This window comes from Zobellella aerophila, assembly GCF_039539325.1.
Lineage (GTDB): Bacteria > Pseudomonadota > Gammaproteobacteria > Enterobacterales > Aeromonadaceae > Oceanimonas > Oceanimonas aerophila.
On record NZ_BAABCX010000003.1, the window covers coordinates 18,958 to 39,525 of the forward strand.

Genomic DNA, 20,568 nt, shown 5'->3' on the forward strand with positions numbered 1-20,568 from the left:
CCCCTTATAAACCGGTTAACAGGCGTTGCAGCCGGTCATCCAGCAGCTGTTGCAGCCGATCCTGGGCGCTGAACTGCTCGGGATAATCGACATCGATCTGCTGGCCACGCAGCTGTTCAATTTGCTCGAGCATAAACTGGCGTACGCTGTCGTCGGCATAGTAGTTGGTCAGCCATTCGCTGGCCTGGGCCAGGGAGCTGTCGAACACCGCCTGCTGTTCACGGTAGACCGCCAGTTGCGCCTGCAGCAGCTTGCCCTTGAGGTTTTCAGCTAGGTACCAGTGCTGCTGGGGCGAAATCAGGGCTTCCACCTTGCCGTCCCGACGGCGCACGGTGACGAAGTTTTCGCTGAAACCGGCCCAGCTTTTCTTGAGGTTTTCCTTCCAGTCGGTGACCGATTCGGACAGGGTATGATCGGGCTCGGCTGCCTGGGCCATGACGATGCCGGTCAGCTTGAGCTTATCGACCTGGTCGTTGATGGTGTTCAGCTTGATAACCAGGCCGTCCCGGTCGACCTTTCTCAGCGACTTGATGCTGGCGATATCCTGGGCCAGGGCCTGGCGTACCGACACCAGTCCGGGGTCGTTGAGGGCGGCGAGGCGCTCGTCGGCATTGGCCAGCATCATGGCGGCGGCGACCACATCCTGCTCCAGCCAGAGTTTACGACCGGCCATCCGCACCAGGTATTCGGCTTCGGCCAGCATCCAGTCGCTGGGCCGCTTGTTGTCCAGAGCCAGGAGTTTGCGGGACAGGCCGGCCAGTTGTTCGTCGGCACTGGCCTGGCTGCTGTCCAGCTTGCCCAAGTGGGACTGCAGGGCGGCCTGCTCGCCTTGTTGGCGATTGAGTTCGGCCTCCAGCTTGGCCAGTTGTGCCGCCTGGGCGACGGTTTGATTGTGACCGTGCCAATAAAGCCCGGCGGTCAGCAGTATGGCCAGCACGATGGCGATGACGGCCAGGATGATGGCGGAGGAAGAGGATGTTTTCTCTTTGGCCTGGGGCTGGGTTGCCGCCGGCTCGACCGGCTTTCCGGTGGCCGTATCAGGCACGGCGTTGGCGCTGCTCGTCACGGGTTTCGCTTGCTTATCTTGGTTATTATTTGTCATTCCTTTTCCTCTCATCCAGCGCCTGTAGCAGCGCTTGGTTGGATGCACCTTCTGCATTGATGACCAGAGTGAATCCCAGTGTCTTGGCTTCTTGGGCCACCCGCTCACTGGGTACTATCAACAAACGGCTAAGCAGCCAGTCCTTTGCACGGGTGGCAGCCAGCTGAAAAAGATGGTTCAGCAATCCGCCACTGGTGATGATAATACTGTCGACACCCTGCCTCTGCCAACCTTTCACCAGCGCTCCGCCGGGATCCGCTCGATATTGGCGGCGATAGACCTCGCAATAGCTTACCCGGGCTCCCCGGGCGCCGAGGGTAGGGGCTATCAGATCACGACCGCCATCACCGCGCAGGATCACCACCTGGCTGCCGGACGGCTGTTGCAGTTCGGGCAGGGCGATAATGCCCTCTGAACGAGGATCGTCGGGCACGCTGACCTTATGGATGCCGATAGCGGCAAAGGCCTGAGCCGTGGCCTCGCCGACCGCGATATAATGGCTGTCCGGCCAGGGTAACTTTTGGCTTTTCAAGGCATTATCGGCAAAAGTCACCGCCTGTACGCTGACCGCTATCACATAATCCAGGGGGCCGCATAACGCCAGTGCCGGACCCAGCCGGGAAACATCCCGGCCGGCGGCAAAGTCGAGCAACGGGCAGACCAAAGGCTGATGGCCCGCCGCCGCCAGCTGCCGCCGCAGGGCTTCGGCCTGGGGCTCGGGCCGGACGACCAGGGGGATCATGCCTGATAGATCTCGTCCAGTATCCGGTCGGCACCCTGGGCCAGCAGCTGCCTGGCCAGGGTCTGGCCCAGCTGTTCGCCGGTGTCGGCCGGTCCGCGAATTTCATCATAGATAATCTGGCTGCCGTCCGGCCGGCCCACCAGGCCCCGCAACCACAGCTGATCGCCCTCCAGCTCGGCATAGGCACCGATCGGTACCTGGCAGCCGCCTTCCAGGCCGTGATTCATGGCCCGTTCGGCCAGCACCCGCAAACGGGTAGGTGGGTGGTCCAGGGGGGCGAGCAGGTCCAGCAGTTCCCGGTCATCCAGACGGCATTCGATGCCGACGGCGCCCTGGCCATTGGCGGGCAGGCTTTCCTCCGGGCTCATCAGCACCTTGATGCGCTCTTCCAGCGCCAGCCGTTTCAGGCCGGCCGCCGCCAGGATAATGGCGTGGTATTCGCCCTCATCCAGCTTGCGCAGCCGGGTCTGGACATTGCCGCGCAGGGTCTTGACCACCAGATCCGGACGGCGGGCACGGATCTGACATTCCCGGCGCAGGCTGGCGGTGCCGACCACGGCCCCGGCGGGCAGCTCCTCCAGGCTGGCATAATCATTGGAAACAAAGGCATCCCGGGGATCTTCCCGTTCACAGATGACCGAGAGCCCCAGGCCCTGGGGGAACTCCACCGGCACATCCTTCATGGAATGAACGGCGATGTCGGCGCGGCCTTCCAGCATGGCCACTTCCAGTTCCTTGACGAACAGGCCCTTGCCGCCGACCTTTGACAGGGGGGTGTCGAGCAGCACATCGCCCTTGGTGGTCATGGGTACCAGTTCAACCTGGATATGGGAATGGAGTGCCTCCAGGCGTGCCTTGACATGGTTGGCCTGCCACAGGGCAAGCAGACTTTTGCGGGTGGCGATGCGGATAATACGACTGGCCATGTGCGTCTCTGTGTTGGTCCTCGATGTCCCGATATTATCACCCTTGACAGCCGATTTCAGGGAAGAAAGGTGCACGGATTTGTTGAACGTCAATATGTTGCATGAATGTGTCATCTAACATGTTGTTCATTCCTTGGCTAATTGTTACCATGATCACACTTTTGACCTGTAAGGTCGTTGTCGGTCAACCGAAGGCCCTTTCCTTGCACGAGAATTTTCATCGACTCGTTGAGCGATGCGAACAGTTTAATCAGCAAAAACAGGCTCGGGCGCTCGCCGTTATGAGCCGTCATGGACAGCAGGTCTTTCAGCTGCTGCCCGTGTTGCTGCATTATCATCATCCGTTGTTACCGGGCTTTGTTCCGGGCAAGGTGCCTGCAGGTGTCTGTCATTTCCTCCCCAACCGGCGGCAGCGGGAATTTATCGATGAGTTGTGCCTGGCGGCTAATGGCTGCCAGGGACTGCACGACGAGAGCCCTGAAATCTTCGGCCTCTATTCGATGGGCAGCACCTCTTCCGTCGGTCAGTGCCGGCATTCGGATCTGGATGTCTGGGTATGTTATTCCCACCAACTGCCCGCCGAACGGGTCGAATTGTTGCAGCAAAAATGTCTGTTGATTTCCAAGTGGGCAGAGCAACGCCAGGTTGAACTGAACCTGTTTCTTATTCCCGACAATAAATTCCGCACCGACAACCAGCAATGGGTCGAGGGCGAAAGCTGCGGCAGCGCCCAGCACCTGCTGCTGCTGGACGAGTTTTATCGCAGCCACCTGCGCATCGCCGGCAAGAAGCTGGTGTGGATGTTTGCCCCGGGCAAGCTGGGGCCCAACTACGACAAGTTTGTGGCCGAGCAGTTTGCCAACGGCACCCTGAACAGCGATGAATGGCTGGATCTGGGGGGCTTTGCCCGCATCCCGGCCGAGGAATATTTCGGCGCCGCCCTGTGGCAGCTGTACAAGGGCATAGACTCTCCCTATAAGGCGGTACTGAAAACCGTGCTGATGGAGGCCTATTCCCATGAATACCCGGATACCCAGTTGCTGTGCCGCCACCTGAAGGGGCATTTTCAGACCGCCGAGCAGCTGGACGAGCGTCAGGATCACTATATGCTGATGCTGAAAAAGGTCACCGACTACCTGGGATCTATCGGTGACAGCGCCCGGCTCGATCTGGTGCGGCGTTGTTTCTATCTCAAGGTCTCCGAAGGGCTGCACCTGACCCACGGTGATGACGAACAATATGGCTGGCGACAGCAGCTGATCAACCGCTTGGTGGCGGAATGGGGCTGGTCGGCAGACAAGCTCGCCTACCTGAACAACAGGGCCAACTGGCGGGTGGAAGAAGTGAAAGCCGCCTACGGTGAGCTGCTCGATGCCCTGATGCACAGCTATCGTAACCTGATCCAGTTCGCCCGGCGCAACAACATCAGCGAGTCCATCAACCCGGAGGATATCGGCATATTGTCGCGCAAGCTGTACGCGGCGTTCGAGAACCTGCCAGGCAAGGTGCGGCTGATCAACCTCAAGATAGCCCCCAACTTGAGCGAGGCCGACATCAGCCTGGTGCAGGTGCCGGAAGGCAAGGTCAACAAGGCCGGCTGGTATCTGTATAAATACGGCCTGAGCCCGGGCGAGATCATCGGCCGCAGCCCCCTGGAATACAACACCTACATCAGCAAGCTGGTGGCCTGGGCGCATTTTAACGGCCTGCTGGTGCCGGCCACCCGGGTGCACCTGTTCAATCAGGGTTCTGATGTGATCCATCAGCATCTGCGGGAATTTTGCCGCGATCTGGCGCAAACCTTTCCGGTGCGTTGTCCCGCCCCGACCAACCTGGCCCTGAGCCGCCCCTGCGAGGTGCGTAACCTGGGCATCTTCCTCAACCTGGAAGTCGATCCCACCAGTTGCTGGCAGGGCAAGGCCATCGAATTCAGCGCCGAGACCAGCGATCCCTTTAGCTTTGGCCAGCAGCTGGAAAACCTGGTGGGCTCGGTGGATATCCTGTACCGCAACTCCTGGGATGAGATTCGCACCCTGCATTTCAGCGGGCCGACGGCGGTGGTGGATGCCTTGACCACCATACTCGGCAAGATGCATCAGGATGCCAGCGGCCCGGAAAGCCTGAATGTCTTCTGCTACAGCCGGCATTTCCGCAGCTTGCTGCGTACCCGTTTCGAACAGCTGGTGAAGGAAAGCGTCAAGTTGCGGCTGGCCCGCCAGCAGGACAGCGCCATCAAGACCCTGGTGCTGGGCAGGGAAAAGTACGGCATCTTCTTCGAACGTCGCGGTGTCAGCGTGCAGAAGATGGAAAATGCGGTGGATTTCTACAACCAGCTGTCCGCCCAGAAACAACACCGCCACGCCCTGCGCCTGGACAAAACCGAGGACAGGACGGTGCCGGATATTGTCGATGCCTATGCCAGCGAAGGCCTGATGCAGTTTTTCTTTGAAGATACGCAGGAAGGCTTCAACCTCTATATTCTGGATGAAACCAACCGTATCGAAGTGTACCCGGATGTGTTCGGCAGCAAGGACGAGCTGGTGCAAAGCATCAACCGCTTCTATACCTCCAATCACGAGCACCAGCCTCCCGCCGGCAACTTCGCCAACTTCAACCTGCCCCAGTATTACGAAATCGTGGCCGGGGAAGATGGCCAGGTGCAGGTATTACCCTATCGCAGTATCAAGGAAGATAAGGACAGCACCCGGGCCTGTACCGGCTGAGGGGCCGCCCCGGCAAGTGAATCGCTGCGCTTTGCCTAGCCCTCGCGTGCAGGCGTAGGCTTGTACAGGGCGAGACGCCCGCCATTATTAAAAGGCTATTTCGGTGCCACCCTGGCGTTGTGCCTGCAGGGTCAGCCAGGCCATCAGCTCATGGCCCTGGCGGTTATCTATCCAGCGACCCTCCTGATAGGCGAAGTGGTGGCCGTTTTCCCGGGTGGCCAGCCAGATCTGGTGCAGGGGCTCCTGGCGGTTGAGCACAAACTTGACGCCGTTCTCGAAGGTCAGGTTCATTACCCCGCCGATGGTTTCGCAATCGATATCGACCCCGCTGTGATCGATGCATTCTTCTATATGCTGATAAATGGCGTCCGCCAAGGCATGGAATTCACTGTCGTTCATCGCCCGCTTCCTATTGCTTTTGAGAATCTGAATGCGATTATAAGAGCCTGGAACCATATTCACAGTCATATGATGCACAAAATCAAGCTGACCGTTCTCGCTGCCCTGGCACTGACCCTGGCGGGCTGCGGCCTCAAAGGCCCCCTGACCCTGCCTCAGGCCGAACAGAACAGCACTCAGGTTGCGCAACCTTAAAGGGAAGAACCTTGGATTACTTTAATTATCAGGATAACGGCCACCTCTACGGTGAAGCCTGCGAACTCGCCCGTCTGGCCGAACAACACGGCACTCCCTTGTATGTCTATTCCCGGGCCACCCTGGAGCGCCACTGGCACGCCTTCGATCAGGCGGCCGGTGAGGTCGAGCATCTGATCTGTTATGCGGTCAAGGCCAACTCCAACCTGGCGGTGCTCAACGTGCTGGCGCGCCTGGGGTCTGGCTTCGATATCGTCTCCAAGGGAGAACTGTGCCGGGTAATCGCCGCTGGCGGCGATCCCCGCAAGGTGGTGTTCTCCGGCGTGGGCAAGCGGGTCGACGAAATCCAGTTCGCCCTGGAGCAGGAGATCTTCTGCTTTAATGTCGAATCGGTGGCGGAGCTGGAGCGCATCAACCAGGTGGCCGGCGAGCTGGGCCGTCAGGCACCGATCTCCATCCGGGTCAACCCGAATATCGACGCCGGTACCCATCCCTATATTTCCACCGGGCTGAAAGAGAACAAGTTCGGTATTCCCATCGAACAGGCCCTGGACATTTACCGCCAGGCGGCCGCCCTGCCGAACCTCAATGTCAGTGGCGTGGACTGCCATATCGGCTCCCAGCTGACTGAGCTGTCCCCCTTCCTGGAGGCGGTCGACAAGTTACTGCTGTTGATCGACAGCCTGGCCGCTGAAGGCATTCATATCCGTCATCTGGATGTGGGCGGAGGCCTGGGCGTGAAATACGATCAGGAGGCGCCGCCCGAGCCTAGCCGCTATGCGGAGCAGCTGAAAGCCCGGCTCAGCAATCGCGATCTGACCCTGGTGTTTGAACCGGGCCGGGCCATCGCCGCCAACGCCGGCGTGTTGCTGACCCGGGTGGAGCATCTGAAGCCCAGCGAAGCCAAGAACTTTGCCATCGTCGACGCGGCCATGAACGATTTGATCCGCCCGGCCCTTTACAGTGCCTGGCAGGCGATCATCCCCACCGATCTGAACCTGCAGCGCGAGGCGGCGGTCTATGATGTGGTCGGTCCCGTGTGTGAAACCGGCGACTTCATTGGCAAGGACAGGGAACTGGCCATCGCCGAAGGCGATCTGCTGGCGGTCCGCTCGGCCGGTGCCTATGGCTTTGTGATGGCGTCCAACTACAACAGCCGTCCCCGTGCCGCCGAGATCATGGTGGATGGTGACCAGGCCTATGTGGTGCGTGAACGGGAACAGCTGGCCGATCTGTGGCAGGGCGAAACCCTGTTGCCCGACGCATAAGAGGTTGTTGTGATCCATTTCTCCAAGATGCACGGCCTGGGCAACGATTTCATGGTGGTGGACGGGGTGACCCAGAAGGTGTTTTTTAACCCCGAGGTGATCCGCCAGCTGGCGGATCGTCATTTTGGTATCGGCTTCGATCAGTTGCTGCTGGTCGAGCCCCCTTATGATCCCGAGCTGGATTTTCATTACCGCATTTTCAACGCCGACGGCTCCGAGGTGGAGCAATGCGGCAACGGTGCCCGTTGCTTCGCCCGTTTCGTGCGGCTCAAGGGCCTGACCAACAAGGACAGGATCAGGGTCAGCACCCAGAAGGGCACCATAGTGCTGCAGCTGGAGAATGACAACCAGGTCACCGTCAACATGGGGGTGCCGGAGTTCGAGCCGGCCAATATCCCCTTCAAGGCGCAGAAGGCGGAAAAAACCTACCTGGTGCGGACCCGGGAGCAGACTCTGATGTGTGGCGCCGTATCCATGGGCAACCCTCACTGTGTGCTGGAAGTCGATGATGTGAATACGGCACCGGTTGAAACCCTGGGTGCCGAGCTGGAAAGCCATGAACGGTTCCCGGAGCGGGTGAACGTCGGCTTTATGCAGATAGTCAATGCCAAGGAAGCCCGGCTTCGGGTCTTCGAGCGTGGCGCAGGTGAAACCCTGGCCTGCGGCACCGGCGCCTGCGCCGCCGCCGTGATGGGCATTAGCTGGGGCAAGTTGGCGGAGCGGGTGCAGGTCCATCTGCCGGGCGGCACCCTGACTATCTCCTGGAAAGGCCCGGGCAAGCCCGTCTATATGACGGGTCCGGCCGAACATGTCTTCGATGGACAACTCAACCTATGAGTGACGGAACCCTGCTGGACGACACCGAACTGGATGAAACGCAGGTAGCGGACTATCTGCGGGACAGGCCGGACTTCTTCTTGCGTCACCGCACGCTGCTGGAACAGCTTCGGCTGCCCCACCAGCAGAAGGGCAGCGTTTCCCTTGTCGAAGCCAGGCTGGAGCGCCAGCGTCAGCGTATCCAGGCCCTGGAAGAGGAGATCACCGGGCTGATGACGGTAGCCGGGGAGAACGAGCGTATCTTCCGGGTCTATGTGGACCTGTTCCCCCGGCTGTTCGCCTGCTCCAGCCTGAGCCAGCTGGAACGGCTGCTGGCCCGCACCTTCCAGCAGCTGCGGTTGTCGGCCATCGTGCTGGTGATCGATCCGCGCTGGCGGCCGGGACCCTCGGTGCTGTCCGGCGAGCAGCTGGAGCGGTTATACCGGGAGCGCCTGGTCAACCGGGATATCTATCTGGGCCGGCTCGGCAAAGACGAAAAGCAGCGGCTGTTCGGCGATGCGATGGTCAGCTCCTGTGCCCTGGTGCGGCTGGGCGCCAGGGGAGAGCAGGGGCTGCTGGCCTTCGGCAGTGTCGATGCGGGGCATTATGGGGCGGAAAAGGACACCCTGTTCCTCAGTCAGCTGGCGGATGTGGTGTCGCTGCTGCTGCCCAGGCTGGTGGTCGATGACCGGCCCTGAGCTGAGCGCCGGTATTGCCGATTTCGTCGAATACCTGAGGGTCGAGCGCCAGCTCAGCCCCCATACCCGGGACGGCTATCGGCGGCACCTCACCGCCATGGCCGAGCAGCTGGCGGAACTGGGCCTCGACGGCTGGCGGCAGCTGTCCGTCAGTCATGTGCGGGGGCTGGCCACCCGCCTGCATAAGCGGGGCCTGGCGCCCCGTTCCATCGCCACTCAACTGAGCGCGCTACGCAGCTTCTGCGACTGGCTGATCCTGCATGGCCTGCTGGCCGCCAACCCGGCCAAGGGCGTGAGTGCGCCCAAGCAGGGTCGGCCGCTGCCGAAAAACCTGGATGTGGATGAACTGCATCAACTGATGAATATCGACGAGTCGGATCCGCTGGCGCTGCGCGATCGGGCCATGATGGAGCTGATGTATTCTTCCGGCCTGCGCCTGGCCGAGCTGGTGGCGCTGGATTTGGGCGATATCCAGTTTGCCGAGCGGCAGGTGCGGGTGATCGGCAAGGGCAACAAGCAACGTATACTGCCGGTGGGCAGGATGGCCTTGGAATGGCTGGAAAAATGGCTCGGGGTGCGTGGCACCCTCGCCGGCACCGAGGAGCGGGCGCTGTTTGTCAGCAAGCAGCAACGGCGTATTTCCCACCGCAGCGTGCAGCTGCGGCTGGCCGAGTGGGGTAGCAGGCAGGCGCTGTCGAGCCATATTCACCCGCACAAGCTGCGCCACTCGTTCGCGACCCATATGCTGGAGTCGAGCGGCGATCTGCGGGCGGTGCAGGAACTGCTGGGCCATGCGGATCTGGCCACTACCCAGATCTATACCCACCTGGATTTTCAGCACCTGGCCAAGGCCTATGATCAGGCCCACCCTAGGGCCAAACGCAGCAAAGATGAAGATTCATAGCGGCCCGGATGCTGAGAGACACGGCGCGTAGGCTGGCCCTTGGGTCGACATCTTTTATCATTACGGGAGATCCCCATGCGCTTTTATAAACGGCTGACACCGATCAAGGTGGTCAGCTTCGATCTGGACGACACCCTGTACGACAATGTGCCGGTGATCGCGGCGGCGGAAAGCTGGCTGCTGGATGCGCTCAAGCATGATCACCCCGAGTCCACCCTGCTCGACAAGACCAGCCTGGCGACCATCAAGCGGCAACTGCTGCGGTGCAGGCCCGAGCTGGCCCACGATGTCGGAGCCTGCCGGCTGGCGGTGCTGACCGAGGGCCTGAGCCGCCAGGGCGTAGCTAACGGCCGGGCTAGAGAGCTGGCGGAAGAATACTACCGGGGCTTCCTGGCGGTGCGTGGCCGGATCCAGGTGCCGAAAGCCACCCACAAGGTGCTCACCGCCCTGGGCCGGCACTACCGGCTGGCGGTGATCACCAACGGCAATCTGCCGATCGAGCATACCGAGCTGGCCCCCTATTTTGAGCTGGTATTACAGGCGGGTAAAGACGGCCGGATGAAGCCGGCCCCGGACATGTTCCAGCGACTGGCCGAGCAGGCCGGGGTGAGTCTGTCGGAGATACTGCATATCGGCGACCACAGGGACACGGATGTGGCCGGTGCCGTGCTCAGTGGCTGCCAGTCGGTGTGGCTGAACGACGCCAATCAGTCGGAAGCCGGGTTAAGCTGTTTGCCCCATCTTACCCTGGAGCGGTTGGAGCAGTTGCTGGAGCTGTTATAATCGCCGACATACTGTAATTCCGGGATACAAGAGGGACGGAGGGTTGACACACCGACACGCTGTGAATACATCCTTGTAAGCTCGATGGCGCCATCTGACCGCCATGGATGGCGGAAATGTCGAAAAATGCAGGAGCATTTTTCGACCCTGGCGCCAACGGTCGGCTTAAGCAATCCCTCCGTCCCTCATCCGGCATTGCACCTCATTGAACAAGAATAGGAGCCAAGATGGATGTATCCAGCCTGCTTGACGGCATGAACGACAAGCAAAGGGACGCGGTGGCCGCCCCCGCCCAGAACATGCTGGTGCTGGCCGGCGCCGGCAGCGGTAAGACCCGGGTGCTGGTGCATCGTATCGCCTGGCTGATGCAGGTGGAGCAGGTGCCGGCCTCGGCGATCCTGGCGGTGACCTTTACCAACAAGGCCGCGGCGGAAATGCGCGGGCGGGTCGAGCAGCTGCTCGGCGGCCGGCTGTTCGGGCTCTGGCTCGGCACCTTCCATGGCCTGGCCCATCGCCTGCTGCGCGCCCACCACCTGGATGCCAAGTTGCCCCAGGACTTTCAGATCCTCGACTCGGACGACCAGCTGCGGCTGCTGCGCCGGATCCTGAAAAGCATGAACCTGGACGAGAAACAGTGGCCGCCGCGGCAGGCCGCCGGTTTTATCAATGCCCGCAAGGACGAAGGGCTGCGGCCCAAGGATATCCAGGTACTCAAGGATCCGTTGCAACAAACCTATCAGCGTATCTATCAGGTCTATCAGGACACCTGCGACCGGGCCGGGCTGGTGGATTTTGCCGAGCTGCTGCTGCGCGCCCACGAACTGTGGCTGCAGCAGCCCCATATCCTGGCCCACTACCAGGACCGGTTCCGCCATATCCTGGTGGACGAATTCCAGGACACCAACAGCATCCAGTACGCCTGGTTGCGGATGCTGGCCGGCGATCGCGCACGGGTGATGATAGTGGGCGACGACGATCAGTCCATCTACGGCTGGCGCGGCGCCCGGGTGGAAAACATTGCCCGCTTCCTGGCCGACTTCCCCGGCTCGGAGACCATCCGCCTGGAGCAGAACTACCGCTCCACCGGCACCATCCTCAAGGCCGCCAACACCCTGATCGCCAACAATGCCGAGCGCATGGGCAAGGAGTTGTGGACCGAGGGCAGCGAGGGCGAGCCGATCGCCCTCTATGGCGCCTTCAACGAGGTGGATGAAGCCCGCTTCGTGGTGGAGCGCATCAAGCAGTGGCGGCAGCAGGACGGCACCTTGAGCGAAGCCGCCATCCTCTACCGCAACAACGCCCAGTCACGGGTGCTGGAAGAGGCGCTGATCCAGGAGCGCATTCCCTACCGTATCTACGGCGGCCTGCGCTTCTTCGAGCGCCAGGAGATCAAGGATGCCCTGGGTTACCTGCGGCTGATCAACAACAGGGGCGACGAGGCTTCCTTCGAGCGTATCGTCAATACCCCCACCCGCGGCATCGGCGAGCGCACCCTGGGGCTGATCCGCGATGCGGCCCGGGACCGGCAGCTGACCCTGTGGCAGTCGGCCTGGGCGCTGGTGGAGGAAAAAATCCTCGCCGGCCGGGCCGCTTCGGCGGTCAGCCGCTTCCTGGCGCTGATCAACCAGCTGGAGGACGACACCCGCGAACTGCCCCTGCATGTGCAGACCGACCGGGTGATCGAGCTGTCCGGGCTCAAGGCCATGTATCAGGCGGAAAAAGGTGAAAAGGCCCAGGCCCGGGTGGAGAACCTGGAGGAACTGGTCAGCGCCACCCGCCAGTTCACCCCGTCCGATGAGGACGACATGCCGCCGCTGTCGGCGTTCCTGTCCCACGCGGCGCTGGAGGCGGGCGAGGGCCAGGCGGACCAGTTCGACGACGCGGTGCAGCTGATGACGCTGCACTCGGCCAAGGGCCTGGAATTTCCGCTGGTGTTCATGGTGGGGGTGGAGGAAGGCATGTTCCCCAGCCAGCAGTCGGCGGAAGAAAGCCGGCGGCTGGAGGAAGAACGGCGGTTGGCCTATGTGGGCATGACCCGGGCCATGCGCAAGCTGTATATCAGCCACGCGGAGAGCCGCCGCCTCTACGGCCGGGAGATGTTTCACCGGCCCAGCCGCTTTATCAGGGAACTGCCCGGCGGCTGCCTGGAGGAGATCCGGCTCAAGGCCAAGGTCACCCGCGCCCTGCCCAACGGCCGCTTCAGCCAGGATCGGGTGCAGCAGACCTTCGACCAGACCGGTTTCCGCCTGGGCCAGCGGGTTGCGCATCCTAAGTTCGGCGAGGGCATAGTGCTCAACTTCGAAGGCGCCGGCGCCCAGAGCCGGGTCCAGGTTAATTTCGACGACGGCGGCGCCAAATGGCTGGTCACCGCCTATGCCCGACTGGAAGCGCTTTAACAGACAGCCGTAAGCTGTAAGCGGTCAGCTCCTGGGGGCTGGCTGCTTTGGCGTGGTGCTGGTGACGTTTTCGCTGCGTGTCGGTTTGCGTCGGCTAAGGCGGTGCCTACAATTTTTGCCTCACGCCTCACGCCTCACGCCTCACGCCTCACGCCTCACGCCTCACGCCTCACGCCTCACGCCTCACGCCTCACGCCTCACGCCTCACGCCTCACGCCTCACGCCTCACGCCTTTTTTCAATGTTCCTCCCGTTGCCTGATTATCCGGGAACCTTTTTCCTCCTTGCCGCATTGATAGGGTAACAACGCCTTTTCAGTAGTAAGGAGCAGCAAGATGAACAAGCCAGAGCAATTGATCATTTCCCCGCGTCGTCGGTTTCTGTTCGACGGCCTGTGCCTGACCCTGTCCGGCGCCGCCATCGGGCTGCTGGCCGGCAAACCCCGACTGGCGTTGGCCACGGAGGCCGGCAGTGAAGCCCAGCAGACCGATATCCGTATCCTGGGCACCGCCTGGTTGGCGGAGCGGGAGGCGATTGCTGCCTACCAGCTGGGCGCCGACAGCGGTTTGCTGCAGGCGGAGGCATTCAAGGTGGCGGTGAGCTTTCAGGGGCATCACAGGGAGCATGCGGAGCTGCTTGCCGGCACCATTGATCAGCTGGGCGGCAAGCTGCCCGCCAGTCCCGCCGACTATGCCTTCCCGGTCGACAGGCTGAACAACCAGGCGGATGTGCTGGCCTTTGCCGCCGGCCTGGAGCGGGGGGCGGTCAGCGCCTATGCGGGCGCCATCCCCCTGTTTGACAACCGGGAACTGGCCTCGGCGGCGGCCAGCATACTGGCGGACGAGGCTATGCACTGGGCGGTGCTGCGCTCGGCGCTGGGTATGGATCCGGTGCCCGGCGCCTTCTTCTCGTAGGGGGACGGATGCAGGTGCCATCATGGTTGGCGGGGCTGGCCTGCCTCCTGCTCGGCCTGTCGCCGGCCCGGGCGGAGCCGGCCGGCGATCCGCAACGGGGCGAGCAGATTTACAGCCGCTGCATGGGCTGTCATTCGCTACAGGTGAATCGCACCGGCCCGCGCCATTGCGGGCTGATTGGCCGGCGGGCGGGCACTGTGCCCGGATTCGATTACTCGGCGGCGATGCGGGAGTCGGGCCTTGTCTGGGATCAAGATACCCTGGATGCCTTCCTGGCGGCGCCGATGGACAGGGTTCCGGGAACTACAATGACCTATGCGGGCATAGCCGATCCGCAACAGCGGCGTGAGCTGATCGCCTGGCTGGCCACAGCGGCGGGTCAATGCGCAGAATAAGGAGAATATTATGGATATGCCGGCTGCTCGAGCACAAACCCAGGGAGGGACGGAACCGGATCCGGCCGGATTCCAACTGGCAATACGGCTGCGGGAGGGCGATATCAAGCTGTTCGAATCCCTGATGCGCCGTTATAACCAGCGCCTGTTCCGCCTGGCCCGCAGCATCGTCACCGACGATGATGAAGCCGAGGACATACTGCAGGCAAGCTATATCAAGGCCTGGCTGCAGAGAGAACACTTCGGCGAGCCTTATTACTTCGCCGGCTGGCTGTCGCGCATCGTCACCCGCGAGGCGCTGATGCGACTGCGGGCCCGGCGCCGCACCGGCCTGCTGGATGATACCCTGGAGGAGATCATGGCTTCCCATGTACCAGCGGAGCGGCAGCTTGCCTCGCCGGAGCAGGAACAGGCCAACAGGCAGCTGTGCGGCCTGCTGGAACAGGCGGTGGATGCCTTGCCCCGCCCTTTCCGCAGCGTGTTTGTGTTGCGTGCCGTGCAGCAGCTGAGCGTCAGCGAAACGGCCCTCAGCCTGGCGTTGCCCGAGGCCACGGTCAAGACCCGATATCACAGGGCCAGGGGGCTGCTGCGCGAGGCGCTGATGGCGGAGATGGAACGGCAGGGGCTGAAGCTGTACGAGTTTGCCGGCCATCGTTGTGAGCGGATAGTGGCGGCGGTGCTGTGCCGCCTCAAGGAACAGGGATGCCAGCGCCGCCTCTGACCGTTATGGAGGGGGCGGTATGGCGTGGTTACCCCAGGCCCTCGCTCACTGCCAGCCACAGGATGGAGCCGGCCACGGCGCAGAACAGCAGGCCGAGCAGCCGCTCCTCGGTTTCCCGGGGAGAGAGCAGTCCCTGCTCCAGTTGTCGGTGCAGCGCCAGGCTGTGCCGGTACAGGCCGGGATGATCCAGCAGGGGCTGGGTGAAGAAGGGCTCCACCTGTTCCAGCTCGTTGGCCAGGGAAGCCATCAGCCCGGGCGCGATGGAAAACACCCGGACCCGGAAGCCCCGTTCATCGAAGCAGCCACCGTCATGGGCGATATCCGGGTTGAGCAGCGACAGCCGGCCCGCGGCCAGCGCTGCCGAGCTACCCTTATGGATAAATTTCTGGGCGCCCGACTCGACCAGGCCGATATGGTAGTCGAGGTGGATATGCCGGCCATAGCTGAAGGCGGCATGGTCGGCCAGGCACAGCTCCATGCCCGGCAGCGAAGGATGTTTCCAGTATCTTACGGCATTCATGACGCTATTTTAGCGGTGCAGCCGGGGGCTGTTTTGTAAAGAATTGCGCCGCCGCTGCCTGACCCCGTCCAGGGTATAGATCACCAGCGCCAGCCAGATCAGGGCAAAGGTGATTACCTTGTCCTGGGTGAAGGGCTCGTCATAGAGCAGCACCGCCAGCAGGAACATCAGGCTGGGGCCCAAATACTGGAAAAAACCCAGGGTCGACAGCCTGAGTCGTTTGGCTGCGCTGGCGAACAGCAGCAGCGGAGCCGTGGTCACCAGGCCGGCGGAGATCAACCACAGGTTGGTGTTCAGGGAGTTATGGCTCATCTGGCTGGTGGTGCTGTCGGCAAATCCCCACAGGTAGAGGGCGGCGGCGGGCAGCAGCACCAGGGTTTCCAGCATCAGGCCGGTAAAGGGATCGACCGGCACCTTCTTGCGGATCAGGCCATAGCAGCCGAAGGAGGTGGCCAGCGCCAGCGCCACCCAGGGCAGGCTGCCGAACACCAGCAGCTGGATCAGCACGCCGCCGCCCGCCAGCGCCACCGCCAGCCACTGGGTGGGCCGGAAGCGCTCACCCAGGAACAGCATGGCCAGCACTATGTTGAACAGCGGATTTATGTAATAACCCAGGCTGGCATCGAGCATATGATCGTTGTTGACCGCCCAGATAAAGATCAACCAGTTCAGCCCTATGGTGACCGAGGACAGCAACAGCATCAGCAGATGCCTGGGCTCGCGCAGCATGGCCCTGACCCTGGGCCAGTAACCAAGCGCGCTGATCAGTGCCAGCAGCAACAAGAAGGACCAGAGCACCCTGTGGGTGAGGATCTCGTAGGCCGGCACATGCATCAGCTGTTTGAAATAGATGGGGGCTATGCCCCATAGAAAATAGGCGCCAAGGGCGTACAGGGCACCCTGGGCGGCGTGATCTTTTTCCATAGCGAGAAATCTGGCAATTAGGTAGAAAACTAGTTTAGCCATAACAGCCAACCGCTGACCAGTAGCAAATGTAACTAAATAACCGGACGGGGAGCGGTGCCCGTGGCCTGCCCGGTTTATTGTTTGCCCCCCCTGCTTTACAATGCCCCTTCCTTCTGACATAGCGGATTCACATGACTGCCTCGCCCGAACAGCCCCAGGCCCTGACCATTCCCGACACGCCGCTGGCGGTGTTGCAGCAGGTGTTCGGCTACCAGAGCTTCCGCGACGGCCAGGAAGACATTATCCGCTCGGTGACCGATGGCCGCGATGCCCTGGTGATCAAGCCCACCGGCGGCGGCAAATCCATCTGCTATCAGATCCCCGCGTTGCTGCGACCCGGGCTGACCATAGTGGTGTCGCCGCTGATATCCTTGATGAAGGATCAGGTCGACAGCCTGGTGGCCAACGGGGTGGCCGCCGTCTATATCAACAGCGCCCTGAGCCGTGAAGAGATGGTGCGCCATTTCGCCGCCATGCGCCGGGGCGAGATCAAGCTGGTCTATGTGTCGCCGGAACGCCTGCTGCAACATGAATTCATGGAGCGGCTCGGCGAACTGGAACTGGCGCTGTTCGCCATCGACGAGGGCCACTGTATTTCCCAGTGGGGCCATGACTTCCGGCCCGAATATGCGGAGCTGGGCAGGCTCAAGCAATGGTTCCCCCATATCCCGGTGATGGCGCTGACCGCCACCGCCGACGAGGCCACCCGCCAGGACATGCTGGGCCGGCTGGGCCTGCATGACCCCTTGATCCATATCGCCAGCTTCGACCGGCCCAATATCCGCTATACCCTGGTGGAAAAGTTCAAGGGCATCGACCAGCTGCTGCGCTATGTGGCCGAGCAGCAGGGCCAGTGCGGCATCGTCTATTGTTCCAGCCGCAAGCGGGTGGAAGAGGTGGCCGAGCGGCTGCTGTCCCGGGGCTACCGGGCGGCCAGCTATCATGCGGGCCTGCCCTTGGCGCTGCGCCAGTCGGTGCAGGAGCAGTTTATCCGCGACGACATCGATATCGTGGTGGCGACCGTGGCCTTCGGCATGGGCATCGACAAGCCCAATGTGCGCTATGTGGTGCACTATGATATTCCCAAGAATATCGAGTCTTACTATCAGGAGACCGGCCGGGCCGGGCGGGACGGCCTGCCGTCGGAGGCGCTGTTGCTTTACGACCCGGCCGACGTGGGCCGGGTGCGGCGGCTGCTGGAAAACAGCGATAACGAGCAGCAGCTGCAGGTGGAGCTGTATAAGCTCAATGTGATGGCGGCCTTCGCCGAATCGCTGACCTGCCGCCGCCAGGTGCTGCTCAATTATTTCGGCGACTACCAGAGCAAGCCCTGCGGCAACTGCGATATCTGCCTGGATCCGCCCCAGGGTTACGATGGCACCGAAGACGCGCGCAAGGCGCTGTCCTGCGTATACCGGGTCGGCCAGCATTTCGGCGTCATGTACGTGGTGGAGGTGCTGCGCGGTGCCACCACCCAGCGGGTGCGCGACCATGGTCATGACAAGCTGTCGACCTATGGTATCGGTCGGGATAAAAGTCAGGAGCACTGGGTCAGCGTGATCCGCCAGCTAATCCATCTGGGGCTGCTGACCCAGAATATCACCCGTAATATGGTGCTGCAGCTGACCGAGGCGGCCCGCCCGGTGCTGCGGGCCGAGGTGTCACTGCAGCTGGCCGAGCCGCGGCTGGTGCGGGTCAAGCAGAAGGACAAGGGGGAGTCGGTGCTCAGCCGCGCCGAAGACAGGGCCCTGTTCAAGGAGCTGCGCCAGCTGCGCAAGAGCCTGGCGAACGATGCCGATGTGCCGCCCTATGTGGTGTTCAGCGATGCCACCCTGACCGAACTAGCCCGTTACCGGCCGAAAACGGAAGCGGAGCTGCTGGGCATCAATGGGGTGGGGGTGCGCAAGCTGGAGCGTTACGGCGCGGCCTTCCTCGCGCTGCTGCGCCGGCAGGGATAAGGTCCGCCAAGGCGGACCCTGATTGCTTACAGGCCGGCGAAGTGGGCGGCCAGATCCTCGATGTCCTGGTCGGACAGGGGCTTGGCCATGGGTGCCATGATGGGGTCGTTACGATCGCCATCGCGGAAGGCTTTCATCTGTTTTACCAGGTAGGCTTCTTTCTGGCCGGCCAGGTTGGGGTAGATGTCCATGGCGGAGATACCTTCGGCACCATGGCAGGCGGCACAGACCGCAGCCTTGGATTTGCCGGCGGCGGCGTCACCGGCCGCGAAGGCGGGAGCACTGAGCAAGGCCAGCATGGCGGCGGCTGTCATCAATTTTTTCATCGTTGGACTCCGTTATTGTTAGAAAGACGAATTGCTTCCGGGCTCCTTTATTGAGCAGAAGCAGTATAAAGTAAGCTATGGTGAAAAATAAAACGCTGGTGCAGGCCCGAGGATGAAAGTGTGATATTGAACAATTTGTATGCAACTTTTGACTGGGCCGGCACCCGGGTCGAGCCCACGCCCTTGGCGGAGCCCCGGCTGCTGCTGATTAACCATGAATTGGCGGATCAGATGGGGCTGCAAGGGCTGAGCGATCGCCAGTGGCTGGATATCACCAGTGGTACCCGGCTGCCGACCGGGATGGCTCCGTTCGCCCAGGTTTATGCCGGCCACCAGTTCGGCGGCTATAGCCCGCGGCTGGGGGACGGCCGCGCCCTGTTGCTGGGCGAGGTGGAGGCCCCCGATGGCCAGCGCTGGGATCTGCACCTGAAAGGCGCCGGCAAGACCCCTTATTCCCGCTTCGGCGATGGCCGGGCTGTGCTGCGTTCTTCCATCCGTGAATATCTGGCCTCAGAGGCCATGCATCATCTGGGTATTCCCACCACCCGGGCCCTCTGCCTGGTGGGCAGCGACGAACCGGTGTACCGGGAAGAGGTGGAAAGTGGCGCCGCCCTGCTGCGCGCCGCCGCCAGCCATGTGCGCTTCGGCCATTTTGAATACTTCTTTTACAGCGGTGGAGAGCAGCACATCGCCACCCTGCTGGATTACCTGATCGACACCCAATGGCCGGATCTGGCCAAGGACCCGCAGGGTTACGCGGCCCTGTTCGAGCGGGTGGTGGAGCGTACCGCGCACTTGATTGCCCAATGGCAGGCGGTGGGGTTCTGTCATGGGGTGATGAACACCGACAATATGTCGATCCTGGGGCTGACCCTGGACTACGGCCCCTACGGTTTTCTCGACGCTTATGATCCCTACCATATCTGCAACCATTCGGACTATGCTGGTCGCTACGCCTATGATCAGCAGCCGGCGGTGGGCTTCTGGAACCTGCAGCGTCTGGCGCAGTCCCTGTCCAAGCTGATCCCCATCGAGCAGCTGCAGGAGGCCCTGGGCAAATACGAGTACGCCTTGCTGTCGACCTTTTCCGAATTGATGCGACAGAAATTGGGGTTAAGCGGCTGGCAGGACGAGGATCCCGAGTTGTTCAGGCAGATGTTCACGCTGATGGCCGAGCAGCAGGTGGACTATACCGCCTGGTTCCGCCGGTTATCGAGCCTCGCGGCCGGCGGCCCCGTGCCCGAGGAAATACTGGCCTTGCTGACCAAGCCCGATGCCTGGCAGGAATGGTTCCGCCGCTATCAGGCCCGGTTGGCGGTCGAGCACCGCGGCCAGGTGGAGAAAAAAGCACAAATGGACCTGATTAACCCCAAATATGTGCTCCGCAACCATCTGGCGGAGCAGGCCATCAAGGGTGCCGAGCAGGGGGATATCGGCGAATGCGAACGGCTGCTGGCCATCTTGCGCCGTCCCTTCGATGAACAACCCGAAGCCGAATCCTATGCCCAGCCGGCGCCGGACTGGGCCAAACAAATCTGTGTATCCTGCAGCTCATGATGAACATACTGACAACCGAAACACCGCTGACCATGGACAGCTTTCCCGCCTGGGCCGCCGGCCTGGTGAGCACCCTGGAACTGCGGCTGATAGAGCAGGAGCTCGGGGCCGACTACCACCAGTGGCTGGTGGAATTTGAAGGCACCCGCCTGCTGCTCTGTTACCAACATTATCTCGACTGTGTCTGGTTCAGCCCCCTGAGCGAGCAGGACCAGCCGGTGGCCGACTGGCTGGCCGGGCAATGGCACGGCTGAGGCCGT

The 20,568-nt window shown here is 61.9% G+C and carries 21 protein-coding genes; 14 read left to right on the plus strand and 7 right to left on the minus strand.

Annotation, left to right across the window (positions count from 1 at the left end; translation table 11 throughout):
* Positions 1–4 precede the first annotated feature (4 nt).
* From ABD806_RS11585 to hemC, 3 genes are read right to left on the minus strand one after another with little or no spacing between them, the layout of a single operon-like run.
* A complete protein-coding gene (locus tag ABD806_RS11585; RefSeq protein ID WP_344958105.1) occupies positions 5–1,102 on the minus strand; it encodes a uroporphyrinogen-III C-methyltransferase in 1,098 nt (365 codons plus the stop codon).
* Complete coding sequence (locus ABD806_RS11590; RefSeq protein WP_344958107.1) at positions 1,092–1,844, minus strand: uroporphyrinogen-III synthase; 753 nt, start codon at positions 1,842–1,844, stop codon at positions 1,092–1,094. The genes ABD806_RS11585 and ABD806_RS11590 overlap by 11 nt, the downstream gene beginning before the upstream one ends.
* Entirely contained in the window at positions 1,841–2,770 is a 930-nt protein-coding gene (hemC, locus tag ABD806_RS11595) for a hydroxymethylbilane synthase (protein WP_344958109.1), read from the minus strand. The genes ABD806_RS11590 and hemC overlap by 4 nt, the downstream gene beginning before the upstream one ends.
* Before the next feature lie 203 nt (positions 2,771–2,973).
* Here hemC and ABD806_RS11600 point away from each other — a divergent pair, with 203 nt between their 5' ends.
* On the plus strand, positions 2,974–5,493 hold the full coding sequence (locus tag ABD806_RS11600; protein ID WP_425583117.1) for a class I adenylate cyclase: 2,520 nt from the start codon (positions 2,974–2,976) through the stop codon (positions 5,491–5,493).
* Between the two features lie 87 nt (positions 5,494–5,580).
* On the opposite strand, the gene cyaY is transcribed toward ABD806_RS11600, so the two are convergent.
* Positions 5,581–5,892 carry an iron donor protein CyaY gene (cyaY, locus tag ABD806_RS11605; RefSeq protein ID WP_344958113.1) on the minus strand — a complete coding sequence of 104 codons (312 nt, stop codon included), beginning with the start codon at positions 5,890–5,892 and terminating at the stop codon, positions 5,581–5,583.
* Between the two features lie 69 nt (positions 5,893–5,961).
* Between cyaY and lptM the strand changes: the two genes are divergently transcribed.
* From lptM to ABD806_RS11655, 10 genes are all read left to right on the plus strand, one after another.
* Complete coding sequence (lptM, locus tag ABD806_RS11610; RefSeq protein ID WP_344958115.1) at positions 5,962–6,087, plus strand: LPS translocon maturation chaperone LptM; 126 nt, start codon at positions 5,962–5,964, stop codon at positions 6,085–6,087.
* 11 nt (positions 6,088–6,098) lie between these two features.
* Positions 6,099–7,355, plus strand: a complete 1,257-nt coding sequence (gene lysA / locus ABD806_RS11615) for a diaminopimelate decarboxylase (RefSeq protein ID WP_344958117.1) — start codon at positions 6,099–6,101, stop codon at positions 7,353–7,355.
* Positions 7,356–7,364: 9 nt separating this feature from the next.
* A complete protein-coding gene (gene dapF, locus ABD806_RS11620; RefSeq protein WP_344958119.1) occupies positions 7,365–8,192 on the plus strand; it encodes a diaminopimelate epimerase in 828 nt (275 codons plus the stop codon).
* A complete protein-coding gene (locus ABD806_RS11625; RefSeq protein ID WP_344958121.1) occupies positions 8,189–8,869 on the plus strand; it encodes a DUF484 family protein in 681 nt (226 codons plus the stop codon). Before dapF ends, ABD806_RS11625 begins: the two co-directional genes overlap by 4 nt.
* Positions 8,856–9,773: a tyrosine recombinase XerC gene (gene xerC / locus ABD806_RS11630; protein WP_344958123.1), complete on the plus strand. Its 918-nt coding sequence runs from the start codon at positions 8,856–8,858 to the stop codon at positions 9,771–9,773. The genes ABD806_RS11625 and xerC overlap by 14 nt, the downstream gene beginning before the upstream one ends.
* 75 nt (positions 9,774–9,848) lie before the next feature.
* Complete coding sequence (locus tag ABD806_RS11635) at positions 9,849–10,556, plus strand: HAD-IA family hydrolase (RefSeq protein ID WP_344958125.1); 708 nt, start codon at positions 9,849–9,851, stop codon at positions 10,554–10,556.
* Positions 10,557–10,783: 227 nt separating this feature from the next.
* The gene (gene uvrD, locus ABD806_RS11640) at positions 10,784–12,952 is read left to right on the plus strand and encodes a DNA helicase II (RefSeq protein ID WP_344958128.1); all 2,169 of its coding nucleotides are present in this window, start codon (positions 10,784–10,786) and stop codon (positions 12,950–12,952) included.
* A gap of 334 nt (positions 12,953–13,286) precedes the next feature.
* Positions 13,287–13,865, plus strand: coding sequence for a ferritin-like domain-containing protein (locus tag ABD806_RS11645; RefSeq protein WP_344958130.1), 579 nt, complete (start codon positions 13,287–13,289; stop codon positions 13,863–13,865).
* A gap of 8 nt (positions 13,866–13,873) precedes the next feature.
* The gene (locus ABD806_RS11650) at positions 13,874–14,260 is read left to right on the plus strand and encodes a c-type cytochrome (protein WP_344958132.1); all 387 of its coding nucleotides are present in this window, start codon (positions 13,874–13,876) and stop codon (positions 14,258–14,260) included.
* Between the two features lie 10 nt (positions 14,261–14,270).
* A complete protein-coding gene (locus ABD806_RS11655; RefSeq protein ID WP_344958134.1) occupies positions 14,271–14,981 on the plus strand; it encodes an RNA polymerase sigma factor in 711 nt (236 codons plus the stop codon).
* 28 nt (positions 14,982–15,009) lie between these two features.
* Here ABD806_RS11655 and ABD806_RS11660 read toward each other — a convergent pair whose 3' ends face one another.
* Together ABD806_RS11660 and rarD are read right to left on the minus strand one after the other, a co-directional pair.
* Entirely contained in the window at positions 15,010–15,501 is a 492-nt protein-coding gene (locus ABD806_RS11660) for an AraC family ligand binding domain-containing protein (RefSeq protein ID WP_344958136.1), read from the minus strand.
* A gap of 9 nt (positions 15,502–15,510) precedes the next feature.
* A complete protein-coding gene (rarD, locus tag ABD806_RS11665) occupies positions 15,511–16,425 on the minus strand; it encodes an EamA family transporter RarD (RefSeq protein ID WP_344958876.1) in 915 nt (304 codons plus the stop codon).
* Between the two features lie 173 nt (positions 16,426–16,598).
* Here rarD and recQ point away from each other — a divergent pair, with 173 nt between their 5' ends.
* Positions 16,599–18,425 (plus strand): DNA helicase RecQ, encoded by a 1,827-nt coding sequence (gene recQ / locus ABD806_RS11670; RefSeq protein WP_344958138.1) that lies wholly within the window; start codon positions 16,599–16,601, stop codon positions 18,423–18,425.
* A gap of 26 nt (positions 18,426–18,451) precedes the next feature.
* Here recQ and ABD806_RS11675 read toward each other — a convergent pair whose 3' ends face one another.
* Positions 18,452–18,751, minus strand: a complete 300-nt coding sequence (locus ABD806_RS11675) for a c-type cytochrome (protein WP_344958140.1) — start codon at positions 18,749–18,751, stop codon at positions 18,452–18,454.
* 120 nt (positions 18,752–18,871) lie between these two features.
* Here ABD806_RS11675 and ABD806_RS11680 point away from each other — a divergent pair, with 120 nt between their 5' ends.
* Together ABD806_RS11680 and ABD806_RS11685 are read left to right on the plus strand one after the other, a co-directional pair.
* Positions 18,872–20,308: a protein adenylyltransferase SelO gene (locus tag ABD806_RS11680; protein ID WP_344958142.1), complete on the plus strand. Its 1,437-nt coding sequence runs from the start codon at positions 18,872–18,874 to the stop codon at positions 20,306–20,308.
* Positions 20,308–20,562: a DUF3630 family protein gene (locus ABD806_RS11685; RefSeq protein ID WP_344958144.1), complete on the plus strand. Its 255-nt coding sequence runs from the start codon at positions 20,308–20,310 to the stop codon at positions 20,560–20,562. The genes ABD806_RS11680 and ABD806_RS11685 overlap by 1 nt, the downstream gene beginning before the upstream one ends.
* The last annotated feature ends 6 nt before the right edge of the window (positions 20,563–20,568 follow it).